The following is a 15,730-nucleotide window of genomic DNA, read 5'->3' on the forward strand; positions in this document are numbered from 1 at the left end:
TAAAGCGATTGAGTACCGGTCTTGAGAATTTGTGAACTTGTCACGTATTTACATTAGAGTCGCTTTGTCACTTTCACAGTTCTCTGATCCTCGCTGGTTTCTGTCGAGAAACCAAGGCGATTCATGAGCTTGAGCATATTGTGATTGTTGTTTAACACCTCGCCTTCAATTGTCTTTAATCCTTGTTCACGCGCGGCTTCCATTAGTGAGATCATGAGTTTTTGCCCCAATCCCTTACCTGTGACATTATCTCCCACCACCAGCGCGAATTTACAGGATGTCCCATCCGGGTTGATGGCATAGCGTGCGACTCCCAATGCGATTTCTTTCTCCTGTTTCTGGGTCACGGCAATCAGAGCCATTTCCCTACTATAATCAATCTGCGTGAGAGATATCAACATGGTTTCAGAAAGCTCATGCATGATGGTCATGAAGCGGAAGTATTTTGATTCTTCAGACAGCTCACGCACGAATATTTGGTCCAATTCGGCGTCTTCCGGACGAATCGGGCGAATGATGATATTGGTGCCATCAGCGAGCTGCCAATGCCTGATCAATTGGGTCGGATAGGGATAGATAGCCATGTGCGCATAGCGATCAAAGCTCGGCTGACGATATTCCACAATTACGCGCGCATCAGCGACCAAGGCACCGCATTCATCGAGAATAAGCGGATTGATGTCCATTTCTTTGAGAAAAGAAAATTCACAAACCATTTCCGATACGCGCAACAACACATCCTCAAGTGCTTCCATATTGACAGGAAGCATCTGGCGGAAGGAACCCAGCATCTTTGAAATACGGGTTTCATCAATTAACTCTCTGACCAGAAATTTATTCAATGGGGGCAGCGCGACGGATCGAATACCCATAATTTCGACCGTGGTCCCACCCAAGCCAAAAGTGATCACCGGCCCAAATATTGGATCACTCGTCACGCCTATCATCAATTCGCGGCCGTTGGGTTTCACGATCATAGGTTCAATGGAAACGCCGTCGAGATGCGCATCGGGATGACTGCGACGTACAGTGTCCTGAATTTGCTGGTAGGCAGCAAGAACCTCATGCGCATCATTTAGATTGAGCAGCACACCGCCTACATCGCTCTTGTGAGTGATGTCATGCGAATTAACCTTCATTGCCACCGGAAACTCCAGTTGTTGTGCGATCAATAGCGCCTCGTTGGGCGAGCGCGCGATCATGGTTTTGGCGACAGGAATATGGAAAGCCGAGAGCAAAGCTTTGGATTCCATTTCAGTCAGTACCTTGCGATGCTCCTGCATCGCTCCCTCAATAATCAGACGCGCACTTTCCACGTCAGGTTCGACATGATGCGAAACTGAGCCAGGCATTTGCCGCAGCAACCGCTGATTACGATAGTAGGTGGAAAGATGGGAAAATACCTCCACTGCCGGTTCAGGTGTGCGAAAGTTGGGTATCCGGGTTTTGGCGAACGCCTTACGCGCTGCCGCGACTTGTGTTTCCCCCATCCAGCAGGCCAGCAACGGTTTGCAATAATTGCCAGAAAGCTCGATCAGAGCTTGGGCCGATTCCAACGGCTTGGACATCGCCTGGGGCGTAAGTATGGCTAGAACTCCATCTACACTGCTATCTTCCAGACAGGCTTTAACAGCATGCTGATAGCGTTCGGCCTGAGCATCTCCAATAATGTCTACCGGATTGGCATGCGACCAATTCGGCGGCAGATGTTGATCAAGATATGCAATCGTGGCGTCCGAGAGCGCTGCCATGGGAAGCCCCAGATCAACTGCACGATCAGTCGCCATTACACCGGGACCCCCACCATTCGTAACAATGGCGAGGCGGCTGCCAACCGGACAAAACCCGCATGATAGTGCCTTTGCCGCAGTGAAGAGCTGCGTAATTGTCTGCACACGCACCGCGCCTACCCGGCTGACCGCCGCATCGAACACATCATCTGCACCCACGAGCGAAGCGGTATGCGATAGCGCTGCCTTGGCAGCGGCCGCATGGCGACCCACCTTGACCAGGATCACTGGTTTGGCGAGTGCGGCGGCGCGGAGCGCACTCACAAAACTGCGTGCATGGCGAATACCTTCGATGTACATCAGAATGCTGTGAGTACTTACATCGGAGACCAGATAGTCAAGAACCTCACCAAAATCCACATCTATCGATGACCCCATCGACACAATGCTAGAAAAACCCACATCGTTGCTCTGCGCCCAATCCAAAATTGCGGTGCATAGCGCGCCTGACTGTGAAACAAACGCAATGTTTCCGCTATTTGCACCACCACGATTGAATGTGGCATTAAGGCCGATGGCAGGGCGCATCATCCCCAGGCAGTTCGGTCCCACCAGACGAATACCATAGCGGCGCGCAATTTCCAGTAATTCCCGTTCCAGCTCCGCACCACCATGGCCGGCTTCACCGAACCCTGCAGTGATAATAATCGCCGCCTTCACGCCATGGATGCCGCAACTCTCGATTATGCCCAGCACGGTCTGAGGCGGCGTCGCAATGACCACCAGTTCGACAGGTTGGTTGATTTCGGCAATTGAAGCATAGGCGCGCTTACCCTGCACTTCAGGGTATTTCGGGTTGATCGGATAAAGTGCTCCTTGAAAACCGCTTCCCAACATATTTTGAAATACGATCTGCCCCACCGAGTCGAGTCTGTCACTGGCGCCGAATACGGCAACAGAGCTAGGTGTAAAGAGTGGGTTAAGGTAGTGCTTGCTCATGATTTATAAACGACTCCCATTCGGGCAGACTGGTGCTTGAAAAAAGTTTTTTTAACAGATCCAAGGATACCTCCAGATTGAAGGCCGCTGCTGAACTGAGTGGTTGCCCCAGTTCGAATTGCTCACCCCGAACCTCAAGAAGATAAGCAGGAGGGGGATTTCCGTAGAGTTCCCGGTATATATGCAACACCGCCATGGGACTCATGGCGTGAGAGGTATAGTTTGTATCCTTTCGTGCATGCAGGCGTGAAAAGGCGTAAGGCGCCGCGCATGAAACGCTGGCATCGATGAACAACACCCGTTTGCGATTTCTCAGATCGAGGGCGTGTTCTACCTGGAGTTGGAAGTCGGTGAGTAGTTCGATATTCGCGAGCTTAAGCGTCTCTAGGTGCTCCAGCAGCAAGGGTCCGAGCGCATCATCGCCACGGCTGGGGTTTCCATACCCAAATATCAGCAGCGGCGGCGTCAAGTTCCATACCGCCCGTCGGAATCCTTGACCAGGCGCTGTATCACCGCGCCTTCCGCATCCATCAGTTCCACCTCCAGCGGCATTTTGCCGATGGCATGGGTAGCGCAAGAAAGACAGGGATCGAATGCACGAATCGCCACTTCGATATAATTGAGCAGGCCCTCGGTGAGTTGATGGCCATCCAGATATTGCAGCGCCACCTGGCGTATCGCTTCGTTCATGGCCTGATTATTGTGGGTGGTGGCAACGATCAGATTGGCGCGTACGATCTGCTCATCTTCGTTGATGCGGTAGTGGTGGATCAGCGTTCCGCGCGGCGCCTCGATCACGCCCACGCCCCGCAACTGCCGCTCGCCCGTGTTCACCAGGTCATCGTTGAGCAAATCGTCGTCCTGCAGCAATTCCTGTATGGCTTCAGCGGCATGCAGCATCTCGATCATGCGCGCCCAATGAAAGGCCAGGGTAGCGTGGGTCGCGCTGCCCCCGCCAAATTCCTTGAAAACCTTGCGCTCCGCATCGGCCAGCGACGTCGGGATGAAGTCGCAATTATTCACCCGCGCCAGCGGTCCCACACGGTACCAGCCCTCTTCCCTGCCGCGCGAACGGATAAAGGGGAATTTCATGTAAGACCAGGATTTCACCTCTTCGTGAATGTAGTCCCAATAGTGGCCGTATTCCACATGATCAAAAATGGTCTGGCCATGTTCGTCCCTGGCACGCAAGCCACCGTGGTATAGATCCATGGCCCCATCCTCCCGCACCAGGCTCATGAAGCTGGAGCGGTAGAAACCAAAGCCGTTATGAAAATCCGCGTGCGCGCTATAGATGGTCTTGATCAATTGCACGGCATCCAGGCTCGACCGGATGACCTGGTCTATTTCCTGCAACAGGTAATCGCGGTCATCCAGAGACAGATTCCTGCTCATTCCGCCGGGAATTACACCTGTGCCATGCACCCGTTTGCCGCTGGTGACCCGGATAACTTCCTGGCCATACCTGCGCAGGGCTACCCCCTGTCGGGCGATATCCGGGAAGTTCGCCGCGAGACCCGCGATGTTGCGCTTTCCCACATCCGCATCAAAACCGAACAGCAGATCCGGCGAAGAGAGATGAAAAAAATGCAGGGCATGAGATTGCAGTATCTGCCCCATGTGCATGAGTCGGCGAAGCTTGTCAGCAGCGGGCGGTGGTGTCCCCCCGACTATCATGTCCATAGCCTTGGAAGCCGCCAGATTATGACTCACCGGGCAAATGCCGCACAGGCGCTGGACCAGTACCGGGACCTCGGTAAAGGGGCGCCCCTGAATGAATTTTTCAAAGCCCCGGAATTCGACAATATGGAAGCGTGCCTGATGCACGCGGTTATCGGCATCAAGCAGCAGCGTAACCTTGCCATGACCTTCTACCCTGGTAACCGGCTCGATCACCACCCGTTTCAGGTTTTCAGGATGCGCGGCGGTTTCCAGTTCAAAGACCATGAGATGATCCTGAAGATGCGTTAATCATAGCGCAACATCTCATAACTCACTTTCGGTTCCCTGCCCGCGATCAGATCATTCAGAAACTTCCAGATCGTGTCAGCGGATGGCGGGCAGCCCGGCAGGAAATAATCCACCTTGACCACTTCGTAGATGGGATAAACCTTGTCGAAGGGCAGCGGCAGCTCAGGATCGTTGGGTATCTGGTTTCCTTCCAGCCCCCCCTCATACAGATACACTTCCTGAAAGCAATCCCATAAATCGATGTTGTTGCGCAATGCGGGAACATTGCCATCAATGGCACAGGCACCGATCGCCACCAGTATCCTGCAGTTATCCCGGAATTCCTTGAGCACGCGGGCATTTTCCGCATTGCTTACGCCGCCCTCCACGATCCCGATATCGCATGGCCCGCAATGCTTGATATCGGTAAAAGGGGTGCGGTCGAACTCGATCATTTCCAGAAGATCAAACAACTTTTCGTCAATATCCAGCAGGGACATGTGGCAGCCGAAACAGCCGGCCAGGGAACAGGTTGCCACCCGCATTTTACGTTTTTCGTTCATCGTCCGGTTCCACGTGTTGCGACGATTCCATCTGCACTTCGCTGATATTCCTTTGATCGAATGTACGCTTCCCGATGGGTATCCGGTAGCCCTGACGCTTAATCAGAATGGCGCCCGTAGGACAGACATGAGCAGCCCTGTCAGTTACGGCGAAATCAGTATCGCCTAATCTGCCGCTGGCGGCATTCACCACCAGATGCGTGTGAATACCGCGGCCGGAAATGCCGAATACGTTCTTGCCATCGATCTCGCGGCTGGCTCGGACGCAAAGCTCGCAGAGGATGCAGCGGTTGAGGTCGAGAAAAATATCAGGATGCGAAGCATCCACTTCGCGCGGCGCATAAAAGTGCGTGAAATGGGGACTCAGCATATTCAGGTAATAGGCCGACGCCTGCAGCTGGCAATTACCTGAGGCCTCACATGCCGGGCAGATATGGTTGCCTTCCACGAAGAGCATTTGCACCAGTACCTTGCGGTCTTCGTTGAGCTCATGCGTATCACTTGCAACCACCATGCCCTCCGAAGCCGGCATGGTGCAGGATGTCATGTTGCGGCCGTTGACGCTGACGACACACAATTTACAGCTGCCATGTGGCTCGAAGTCGGGGTTATGGCACAGGTGAGGAATATAAATGCCGGATGCCAGCGCAGCGTCCATGATGGTCTGGCCGTCAGTGAACGGCACCGTTTTCCCGTCGATCGTGATTGTCGTGTTCATGGCAGATGCGCCTCCGCATCATCCCGGCCGGTAATTCTGCGCGCGGTCTCCAGGGCGAGATCGATGTCAAAAGCCGGCTCGAATGCCAGTTTCTTCAGTTTTTGCTCGTAAGCATGGGGAAATCTTTCCAGCATGTCCAGCACCGGATTCGGTGCCGTGTGTCCCAATCCGCAGTGACTCATGGTCCTCATGATACGGCCAAGATTCTTCAGCTCTCCCACATCGGAAGCCGTACCATGGCCATCTGCAATTTTATCCACGATTTTTTTCTGCAACTGGGTTCCCACGCGGCATGGGGTACAAAAGCCACAGCTTTCATGGGCAAAGAAGTGTGCGAAATTCTGTACCACCCGTAATATGTCGCGCCCGCCATTGAATATGGTAAAACCCCCCGATGTAGCCAGATCTTCAAAGGAAATGCACCGTCCGAATTCCTTCGTGGAAATCAGAACGCCGGAGGGTCCGCCTACCTGGACCGCACAGGTATCTTCCGCACCGCAATCATCAAGTATTTCGCGCACGGAGATGCCAAACTGGTATTCGTAAATACCAGGCCTGGCGCAATCGCCGGAGATGCTTAAAATCTTGCTGCCGCTGGACTGCTGCGTGCCCATCCCCGCGAACCACTCGCTTCCGTGCGCCGCAATTGCGGCAGCACAGGCAAAGGTTTCCAGGTTGTTCACCACCGTAGGCTGATTAAGGTAACCGTGCGCTGCCGGATATGGCGGGCGATTGCGCGGGCGACCGCGCTTTCCTTCCAGTGATTCGATTAACCCCGACTCTTCTCCGCAAATATAGGCACCAGCGCCCAGATGAATTTCTATGTCGAAATCGAAACCCGTATTTCCCAGGATATTCCTGCCCAACAACCCGGCAGCTCGCCGCCTTGCCAATACGCCTTCGAGCTTCTCCAGCAAATAGCGATATTCGCCGCGCAAATACAGGAGTCCCTTCGCAGAATTCATCACTTTTGCACCGATGGTCATGCCCTCGAATACCAGATCGGCATAACTGTTCAGCAGTACGCGATCCTTGAAAGTACCTGGCTCGCCTTCATCCGCATTGCAAACGATGTAATGCGCCAATCCTGGAGAATCCCGGCATCGCTTCCATTTATCGGCAGTCGGGAAACCCGCCCCCCCGCGCCCGCGCAATCCGGATGCCTTTATCGCCATCAGCGTCGCGTCGGCACCTCGTTCCAGCATTGCCTTGATCGCGAAACCGGGTTCAGAATGCTTGCCCAGTAGCATGCCTGCACGGCGGACATTATCCTTGACCTCGAACAGTATCGACGGCCAGCTCGAAACGGGAATCCTGTCGCGGATCAAATTCCCGATCAGGTCAAGCCGGTCCTGATTCAGATTGGTGAGCGGCCAGCCGTTGACCAGGGCTGCGGGTCCCTGGTCGCACATGCCCGTGCACGAAGTACGGTCGGCACTTACCAGATTGTCTTCCGACACCTTGCCTGATTCCAGCCACAGCTTGTTGCAGAAAGCCTGCATCAACGCCGGATTGCCCAGCATCTGATCGGTAATATTATCGGAAAAGAGGATGCGATATTCGCCTGCCGGCTTGAGAGACAGGAAGGAATAGAAACCGGCCGCCCCTTCCACGCTCACCCGTGGCAGCCCGAGGTACCCGGCGATACAGGTGATTGCTTCGGGAGGAATAAAATGAAAAGCTTCCTGCACCTCAAGGAGGATTTGCAGCAGCCGGTTCGGCTCGCCTCCATGCCGTTCAATTACCGGCGCGAGCTGCTGCTCAATATCGGGAAACTCGCAAGGTTCCATCGCCCTTCCTTAATTATCAACATATCCGGGGGAGCGGATCATCCTCCAGTTCTTCCAGGATTCGCTCGCCACCCAGCTCGGTTTGTAGTACCACATGTGCGCGCCCCACGTTGGCACTGCCGATGATTGCAGCCTCGCACCCTAGCGGCAGCGCCCGTAGTCGCGTCAGCGCTTCATCCGCCTGGGATGCTTCCACTACCGCTACCACCCGCCCTTCGCAGGCCAGAAACAGGGGGTCGTAGCCCAGCATTTCGCACACCGCCGCCACCTGCTCCCGCACCGGAATCGCGACCTGGTTCAGTCGCACCTCAAGGCCAGTAGCGCGGCAAATTTCATGCAGCACGGTTGCGAGCCCGCCGCGCGTGGGATCCCGCATGAAACGCAAACCATTAAGCGATGCCAGCGCCTGTGTCAAAGGAAGTACGCTTGCCGCATCCGACAATAATTCACCACTCAGGCCGAATTGTTCACGCGCGAGCAAGACAGCAATGCCGTGATCGCCCACCGGGCCGCTCACCAGAATTACATCGCCGGGTTGCACGCGATCCAGTCCGAGCTGGAGATGCCTAGGGCGGATGCCAACACCGGTGGTGGCAAGATAGAGTCCTCCAACCTCGCCGCGCGGTAATACCTTGGTATCGCCCGCCACGACAACTACCCTTGCTTCACGCGCAGCCTCCGCAAAACTGGCGATAATGCGCTCCAGCCGGGGTACGTCGAAACCTTCCTCAATAAATGCGTTAAGCGTCAGATAATAAGGCGTGGCGCCCGAAACCGCGAGGTCGTTTACCGTTCCATGCACTGCCAGCGAACCAATGGTGCCGCCCGGAAACTCCAGCGGCTGCACAGTAAATCCATCGGTTGTCACCATGACCACTCCCCCTTCTTCCATCGCGGGCAATGCCACCGCATCCGCCTGCACATTGAGCAGAGGGTTGGCAAGATGACGTGCAAATACGGTTTCGATCAACTCGCGCATGTAGCTCCCGCCGTTGCCATGGGCGAGACGGATATGCGTATCATCCATGCGCGAATTCCGCTTCGGCAAGCTGGCCAAACGCGATACCGCCATCATTGCAGGGTATTCTTTCCGGCAGGTGCGCGTCGAATCCGGCTGCGGCAAGCTGTGCCACCGCCAGCTCGGCAAGCAATTTGTTCTGAAACACTCCACCCGTGAGACCTACCAGATCGAAAGGGGTCGACGCGTGGACGCATTGTGCCTGGGCAACAATAGAGCGCGCCAGGCTCATGTGAAATTGCATCGCCCTTTGCGTCACCGGGACGTCAGCCTTCAGTAACGCCGGTATGAGCGGTTTCCAATTCACCGTAAATAGGCCCGATGCGTCTTGAGACAGCGCCAGGTCTATGGCTTCAATACCGCCTGCGGCCACGCTTTCCAGATACATGCCCGCCTGGCCCTCATAACTCGCGCGGTCGATGAGCCCCAGCAAGGCTGCGGCCCCGTCAAACAAACGGCCCACCGCAGTGGTGACAGGAGAATTTATTCCTTTCTCCCATGCTTTTTTAAGCAGGATGGTATCGGCTGGGAAGGGCTGATCATCGATACCGCTTTCCCAGCATAATGCGGCGCCCGAACGCCACGGCTCGCGCCCGGCCCGCTCTCCGCCCGGAAGCCGGAACGGCTGCATGCGGGCAACACGGCGCCACGCGCCTGGACGCCCATGCAACGCCTCGCCGCCCCATAATGCGCCATCTTCCCCCAAGCCAACACCATCCCAGGTGAACATCAGCCATGCCCCGTCCCGATGGTGCTCCATTGCATGTTCCATCGCCAGCGCCGACGCATGGGCTTGGTGGTGCCAGACGCGGATGAGCGGCAATCCCTGGTGCGCGGCCCAGCGACTGCTTGCGTAGCCGGCATGCGCATCGCAAACGACAGCCTGCGGGATGACACCGTACAATCGCTGAAAATCAGCAATAACCTGCTCGAATACCGCAAGACTGCGCGGAGCATCCAGATCACCGATATGGGGCGCGAGCACTGCGCGCCTGCCCCACCCCAAGGCAATGCTGTTTTTCATGTGGCCGCCGACAGCGAGCAGCGGCTGCGCGAATGAACGCGGAAGATCAAACTCAATCGGTGCTACGCCACGCCCGGCGCGAATCAAGCGGGCCTTACCCGCAACGATGCGCATTACCGGATCATCCGCCGGACGCGCAATGGGGCGATCATGATGCAGGAAGATACGCGTGACTTTGCCCAACCGCTTTTCCGCCTCTGTATTATCCGTCAGCACCGGCTCTCCGCTTACGTTTCCGGAGGTGGCAACCAGCGGTTTATCCAGCTCATCCAGCAACAGGTGATGCAAGGGGCTATAGGGAAGCATTGCGCCGATTTCCCTTAACCCTGGCGCAAGCGATTCCGGCAGCTTGGAATCCATGCGCTGGCGCAAAAGTACGATGGGGCGCGCTGCGGCGCACAGCAACGCTCCTGCCTCGGCATCGATCTCCAGTTCCTGTTGCACGCGCTTCAGGCCGTCCGCACCGCGCCATGGAAACATCAGCGCAAGCGGTTTATGCGGCCGGTTTTTAGTGGCGCGCAACCGCGCGATGGCCGTGGAGTTATTCGCGTCGCACATCAGGTGATAGCCGCCGATGCCCTTGACCGCGACAATCTCACCCAGGCGTAACACAGACACACAGGCAGCCAGTGCGGCAGCGCGCTCGACATGGCCGACGGGCGTGACCAGACTCAGTTGCGGGCCGCACGCCGGGCACGCCACCGGCTCGGCATGAAAGCGGCGGTCGAGGGGGTTCTCATATTCAACTCGGCACGCTGAACATAATTCGAACCCCGCCATGGTGGTATTGAGACGATCATAAGGCAAGCGCGTGATCAGAGTGTAGCGCGGCCCGCATTGGGTACAGTTAATGAAAGGATAGCGATAACGCCGATTACCCAGTGTTTGCATCTCCCGCTTGCAGTCGTCGCACAGAAAATAATCCGGTGGTATGTGAATTTCCGCTGCCGCGGCCACCGAACTCAAGACGATCTCGAAACGATCAAACTTTCGGTAGGAAATCTTTTCGGCGCGAATCATCTCCGGTTGCGCCAGAGGCGGCGCCTCGGCAAGTAGCGCAGCGCCAAACGCATCGAGCATGGGTTTTTCACCCTCAGCTTCAATCAAAACCTGGCCTGACAGGTTTTGCACACGTCCCGTAAGACTGAATTGCTGCGCCAAACGAAAAACAAACGGACGAAAGCCTACCCCCTGTACCCGGCCCGTCACCACCCAGCGACGTGCCTCGGGCTCCGTATGTTGAACCACTTGCTGATCCTCTACATTCATCGGGCGTACCAGTAGTAGCCGAATTAAAATCTCAGCTTCAGCAATATGACAACGGGACTCCCGATGCCACTAGCCCACATCGGCGGTTGGGCCATTTTCGGGTGAAGTTGCCGCATTGGTCCTTACACCTGCGGCCCACCATATCCGGCAGGCACCCTCATCCGATACCATACATGGACCGACAGGGGTTTTCGGGGTGCAAGCACGGCCATAAATCTTGCATTCGTTTGGATTTATTTTTCCCAGTACAACGCTCGCACATTCGCAGCCGGGCGGCATTTGACCGGCACGCTTGCGCCCTTCAGTATCGAAATCCGGGTATTGCGTCCGTGCATCGTTCCCCGAAAAACTTGGGTTGAGCGCGAAACCGGAAGCCGGGATAACGCCAATGCCGCGCCAATTGGCATCCGTATCATCCAGCGCTTGCGCGATTTGTGCTTGTGCCGAGCGATTTCCTCCGGGGCGGACCAACTCAGGATAACAGTTATCCAGGAAGCGCTCGCCTTCAAGCAGCTGGCGCAATACGGAGTACATGGCCGCCAGCAGCGAGACCGGCTTGAAACCCGCGACCGCCGTGGGAATGCCGTGCTTTTCAATCACAAAATTCCATTCTTCCGGCCCCATCACGGTAGAGACATGACCGGGCGCCACCAAGCCGTCGAAGCCAGGAGTATCCGAGTTGAGCAGCATCGCTACCGCAGGCCAAGTGCGCCTTCCCGACAGCAGTACAAACAAATTATCCGGCACGCCCTCCAGCAACATGGCTGCCACCGGTGCGGTGGTGGTCTCGAAACCTGCAGCGAAGAATACGACCGCTCGCTCCGGGTTATGCTGCGCTATCCTGACCGCTTCGCGCGGGCTCGCAATAGGCCGGATATCGGCCCCTGCGGCCTTGGCCTGCTCCAGTGAACGCACTTCTCTTTTGGGTACATTCACGGGCACGCGCAACATGTCCCCAAAGGCAACCAGAATTACATCCGCGCGTAGCGCGAGTTGGATCGCCTGATAGACATCTTCTTCCGGACACACGCACACCGGGCAGCCAGGCCCGGCGATAAGCTCGACGGTCTTGGGCAACGCGCTTCTTATGCCTGCCATCGTAATCGAGCGTTCATGCCCGCCACAGACATTCATAATGCGCACACGCCGATCCAGCGGCAGCCCATGGATTTTTTCCAGCCAATTCTGGGCGGAAAGCGTCATCGGGGCGCCTCGAGCGAGTGCTCGCCGGCCAACTGTGTTCGAGGTAACGATACCTGCGGCTGCGCAAATTCCACGTGACTCGCTTGTGCACGTTGCCGCGCCAGTTCGCTGCGCAGCCAATCCAGCCAGGCTTGCAGGCCGAGATTCTTGCGCGCGGAAATCTGCAGTACCGGCGCTTGGCTCGCAAGATTGCGAAGATTCGATTTTGCGCGTTCCGGATCGAAATCATCCAGCACCGGCAACAGATCACTTTTAGTAAAAAGCACCACATCCGCAACGCGGAACATCACCGGGTATTTGGCCGGTTTGTCGTCGCCTTCGGTAACTGACAGCAGGGTGACGTTACGATGCTGACCAAGGTCGAAGCTGGCGGGACACACGAGATTCCCGACATTTTCGATAAAAAGAATGTCCAATCCTTCAAGCGGAAACTGCTGTAATGCATCGTGTACCAGGTGTGCATCCAGATGACATGCTGAGCCCGTGATAATCTGATAGGCTGGTACGCCCTTGGCGCGGATACGTTTGGCATCATTTTCGGTTTCCAGATCACCCTCGATCACGCCGATGCAATATTCAATTCGCAATGCATCAATGGTTGCTTCAATCAGCGCAGTCTTGCCTGAGCCGGGGGAAGACATGAGGTTGATTGCAAGTAACCGGGACCTATCGAATTGGACTCGATTATGCCCAGCCTGCTCGTCGTTTTTAGCTAGGAGGTTTTTCAGCACTGAAACGGCAGTCATACCGTTTACGGGCTTGTACGCAAATTCTCGATTACCGGGTGTGATATTACAGCCACAAGTGTCACACATCGTTGGCCCTTCAAGAAGTAATCAACTCAACACTCATAAGCATCATTTCGTCGCCGCTCACAATCGTCGTATGGTGGCTCCCACAAGCGTCGCATATCAACCGGTTAGGCTCAGCTTCGGTTTCAGTGCCGCATGCTTCACAACTTATCTTAAGTGCAGCCAATTCGATCACCAGTTTGGAATGTGCTGCTACCGTACCAGCGCAGGCGAAGGGATAGGCATGTTGCAGCAATAGTGCTTCAATTCCGGCAAGCGGACCGATTTTTAATATTATCGATTCCACGCTCTGTGCCTTGTGATCCATCGCAATCTTTTCTACCTGAGCAATCAAAGCCTGACAAATCGAGAGTTCATGCATCGTTTGCTTCAAACGCCATTCTCTCGTCGTGAAGCTCCCAAGCCGAACGCGCTTCCTGTTCGCATATTTTCTGAATTGCATATCCTATGTGCACCATTACAAAATCGCCAATTGCGATCGGGTCCGTCTGAATTAAGTATAGACTTACCTCGCGTGTCACGCCTTTCGCCTCGCAGAGGGCGTTAAAGCCATCGATTTGGACAATTTTCATGGGGATAGCTAAGCACATAAAAGCATTCTCGATCTAGTTTCTGATAAATGCGATCAGGATCTGTGAAGCCTGGATTCGGGCAGCGGACCTATCGCAGGCTAATGTTTTCTTTGTAGTACATGAAATTATAAATATCAATAAGATTCTTCCCTCCATTGCGTCAACTGTAATAAATAGAGGCCCTTAACCGGCTGCGTAGCCAGCGAAGCTAAATTTTTCGCTGAAAATCAAATACACCCTAAAGAAAATTAGGATTTGGGAGCAACGGAACCACAAATCAACGTAAGCTACAGCCTTGCTCTGGCGACAGATCATTATGAGGATTGCGCAGCCGCCACAGCTCTCCTCTGGGGATCTCTTCCGCGGTCACAAAGAAGTATCAGCCCAGCATGTTGATGCCTAGATCAGGGGTGATAGTCAGGCAACATCATTTCCAGTTTCTGGTTGGTTTGCTACTTGCGCTGTTCCAGAGAGGCCGTCATGTAGATCGTGTTCCACAGCACGACGATATTTATTACCAGATTCAGGGCGTCGGGTTGGTCCTCCTCACCTTCCGGTAGCACTGGTGAAACTCCCACGCTTACCGGGAACACTGCGCGGGCCAGACTGTGTCGTCCCTCCCCCTCCGATTTAACTGGGTAGCGTAGCGCGCCGTTTGGACTCGTCATTGATGTAGGTTAGTGTGTGCAAGGTTTTCTCAATCTCGCCAAATTGTGCAACCCTAACGACGCAGATACTTAATGGGCTTTACGTTCCATTGTGTCCTAAACCCCATGCCTATTGGATGCTCCCGTTCTATCCAACCGCGCGTCCATCATTGGGGCGGCATCGTTCTTGGGCTCTAGATGGGTCGTCACTTGCAAGTAAGATACTGCCGCTCTCAAGTCAGCCTCGATACGCTCCGCGTAGTCATGTCCCTTCTGCACAGTCCAGTCGCCTGGCACCCGCACATGGAGGCTCGCAAAGGCTTGAGTTCCGGCTTGGCGGGTTCGCAATGCATGGAAATCCACACCCTCTGCGCGATAACAGTTCAGCACTTCTTCGATAACATCCAGGGTTTCCGCCGGTAAGGCGACATCCATCAGACCGTCTGCGGAGCGGCGCAGCAATTGCCAGCCTGTGTGCAAAATGTTGGCAGCAACCAATATCGCAATAAACGGATCGAGCCATAACCACCCAGTCAGCCAGACCAATCCAACCCCCAGAATGATGCCGACCGATGTCCATACATCGGTGAATAAATGATGCGCATCCGCCTCAAGACTAATTGAATGGTGATGGCGGCCCACACTAAGCAGAATCCGTGCTGTTGCCAGGTTCAGTGCGGACGCGATGACTGACACGAGCAGGCCGATTCCGACGGCTTCCAATGCTTGCGGATTGAGCAAGCGAACAATGGCTGCGTAACCAATGCTGATCGCGGCCAGCACAATCAGCAAGCCCTCGAAGGCGCTGGAAAAATACTCCGCCTTGCCATGGCCATACGGATGATTGTCGTCGGCGGGCATTGCCGCCAGTGTGAGCATGACCAATGCCATCAGAGCCCCGGCTAGATTGACAACAGACTCGAGGGCATCCGAAAGAAGGCCGACCGAGCCAGTCAGCCACCAAGCCAGACCCTTTAAAAGAATAGTGGCCAGCGCGGTGAAGATCGACAACCAGGCGTAACGTTGAAGGGATTCAGGCAACATGGGGGTCAGCTCACGAAACAAGAAATCCTATGTTAGCGACTATAGTCAGGGTGGAGAAGGCGAGCTGTCCTCAGCATGGCCCGACCATCGAATGCTAAAGGAAAAAATTTCGTGAATCAAATACGCTTTAGCTTTATATAGCCGTTCAGTGTTACCCGACCTGCGAATCCGCGTGCATTAACCAGGCCGCGACTTTGGAAGGCTTTTGTCCCGCAGCATATCGCCGCGTGATTTTATACGACGTGTTTCCCACACTTCATGGTACTTTATTTGCCACGTTTCCTGGTTATCGCCTTTCTTCTTGATCCTGGGGGATGGGCAATCTTCAGTTGGGGAAACGTTACTGGTAAGTGATTTGTGCCCGCCAGAAATGCCATGACGGCTGCCTGTG

General features: G+C 55.0%; 14 protein-coding genes. All 14 read right to left on the reverse strand.

Features of this window, described 5'->3' with window-relative positions; genetic code table 11:
• Window positions 1-53: 53 nt before the first annotated feature.
• A complete protein-coding gene (locus tag BLO43_RS11590; protein ID WP_090907182.1) occupies window positions 54-2,729 on the reverse strand; it encodes a bifunctional acetate--CoA ligase family protein/GNAT family N-acetyltransferase in 2,676 nt (891 codons plus the stop codon).
• Window positions 2,710-3,198, reverse strand: a complete 489-nt coding sequence (locus BLO43_RS11595) for a hydrogenase maturation protease (protein ID WP_090907183.1) — start codon at window positions 3,196-3,198, stop codon at window positions 2,710-2,712. The genes BLO43_RS11590 and BLO43_RS11595 overlap by 20 nt, the downstream gene beginning before the upstream one ends.
• Window positions 3,195-4,676, reverse strand: coding sequence for a Ni/Fe hydrogenase subunit alpha (locus BLO43_RS11600; protein WP_090907184.1), 1,482 nt, complete (start codon window positions 4,674-4,676; stop codon window positions 3,195-3,197). Before BLO43_RS11600 ends, BLO43_RS11595 begins: the two co-directional genes overlap by 4 nt.
• Before the next feature lie 20 nt (window positions 4,677-4,696).
• Complete coding sequence (locus tag BLO43_RS11605) at window positions 4,697-5,242, reverse strand: NADH-quinone oxidoreductase subunit B family protein (protein ID WP_090907185.1); 546 nt, start codon at window positions 5,240-5,242, stop codon at window positions 4,697-4,699.
• The gene (locus BLO43_RS11610; protein ID WP_090907186.1) at window positions 5,226-5,960 is read right to left on the reverse strand and encodes a 2Fe-2S iron-sulfur cluster-binding protein; all 735 of its coding nucleotides are present in this window, start codon (window positions 5,958-5,960) and stop codon (window positions 5,226-5,228) included. Before BLO43_RS11610 ends, BLO43_RS11605 begins: the two co-directional genes overlap by 17 nt.
• On the reverse strand, window positions 5,957-7,750 hold the full coding sequence (locus BLO43_RS11615) for an NAD(P)H-dependent oxidoreductase subunit E (RefSeq protein WP_090907187.1): 1,794 nt from the start codon (window positions 7,748-7,750) through the stop codon (window positions 5,957-5,959). Before BLO43_RS11615 ends, BLO43_RS11610 begins: the two co-directional genes overlap by 4 nt.
• A gap of 16 nt (window positions 7,751-7,766) precedes the next feature.
• Window positions 7,767-8,777, reverse strand: coding sequence for a hydrogenase expression/formation protein HypE (gene hypE / locus BLO43_RS11620; RefSeq protein WP_090907188.1), 1,011 nt, complete (start codon window positions 8,775-8,777; stop codon window positions 7,767-7,769).
• The gene (gene hypF / locus BLO43_RS11625) at window positions 8,770-11,040 is read right to left on the reverse strand and encodes a carbamoyltransferase HypF (protein WP_254773443.1); all 2,271 of its coding nucleotides are present in this window, start codon (window positions 11,038-11,040) and stop codon (window positions 8,770-8,772) included. Before hypF ends, hypE begins: the two co-directional genes overlap by 8 nt.
• Before the next feature lie 90 nt (window positions 11,041-11,130).
• Window positions 11,131-12,264 (reverse strand): hydrogenase formation protein HypD, encoded by a 1,134-nt coding sequence (gene hypD, locus BLO43_RS11630; protein WP_090907190.1) that lies wholly within the window; start codon window positions 12,262-12,264, stop codon window positions 11,131-11,133.
• Window positions 12,261-13,079: a hydrogenase nickel incorporation protein HypB gene (hypB, locus tag BLO43_RS11635; RefSeq protein ID WP_090907191.1), complete on the reverse strand. Its 819-nt coding sequence runs from the start codon at window positions 13,077-13,079 to the stop codon at window positions 12,261-12,263. Before hypB ends, hypD begins: the two co-directional genes overlap by 4 nt.
• A gap of 10 nt (window positions 13,080-13,089) precedes the next feature.
• Window positions 13,090-13,518, reverse strand: coding sequence for a hydrogenase maturation nickel metallochaperone HypA/HybF (locus tag BLO43_RS11640; RefSeq protein ID WP_254773445.1), 429 nt, complete (start codon window positions 13,516-13,518; stop codon window positions 13,090-13,092).
• Window positions 13,430-13,666: a HypC/HybG/HupF family hydrogenase formation chaperone gene (locus BLO43_RS11645; RefSeq protein WP_090907193.1), complete on the reverse strand. Its 237-nt coding sequence runs from the start codon at window positions 13,664-13,666 to the stop codon at window positions 13,430-13,432. The genes BLO43_RS11640 and BLO43_RS11645 overlap by 89 nt, the downstream gene beginning before the upstream one ends.
• Before the next feature lie 434 nt (window positions 13,667-14,100).
• Window positions 14,101-14,316: a Tn3 family transposase gene (locus tag BLO43_RS11650; RefSeq protein ID WP_090907194.1), complete on the reverse strand. Its 216-nt coding sequence runs from the start codon at window positions 14,314-14,316 to the stop codon at window positions 14,101-14,103.
• Window positions 14,317-14,412: 96 nt separating this feature from the next.
• On the reverse strand, window positions 14,413-15,339 hold the full coding sequence (locus BLO43_RS11655) for a cation diffusion facilitator family transporter (RefSeq protein ID WP_090907195.1): 927 nt from the start codon (window positions 15,337-15,339) through the stop codon (window positions 14,413-14,415).
• Window positions 15,340-15,730: the final 391 nt, after the last annotated feature.

It is taken from the genome of Nitrosospira sp. Nsp13 (genome assembly GCF_900101945.1).
Lineage (GTDB): Bacteria > Pseudomonadota > Gammaproteobacteria > Burkholderiales > Nitrosomonadaceae > Nitrosospira > Nitrosospira multiformis_D.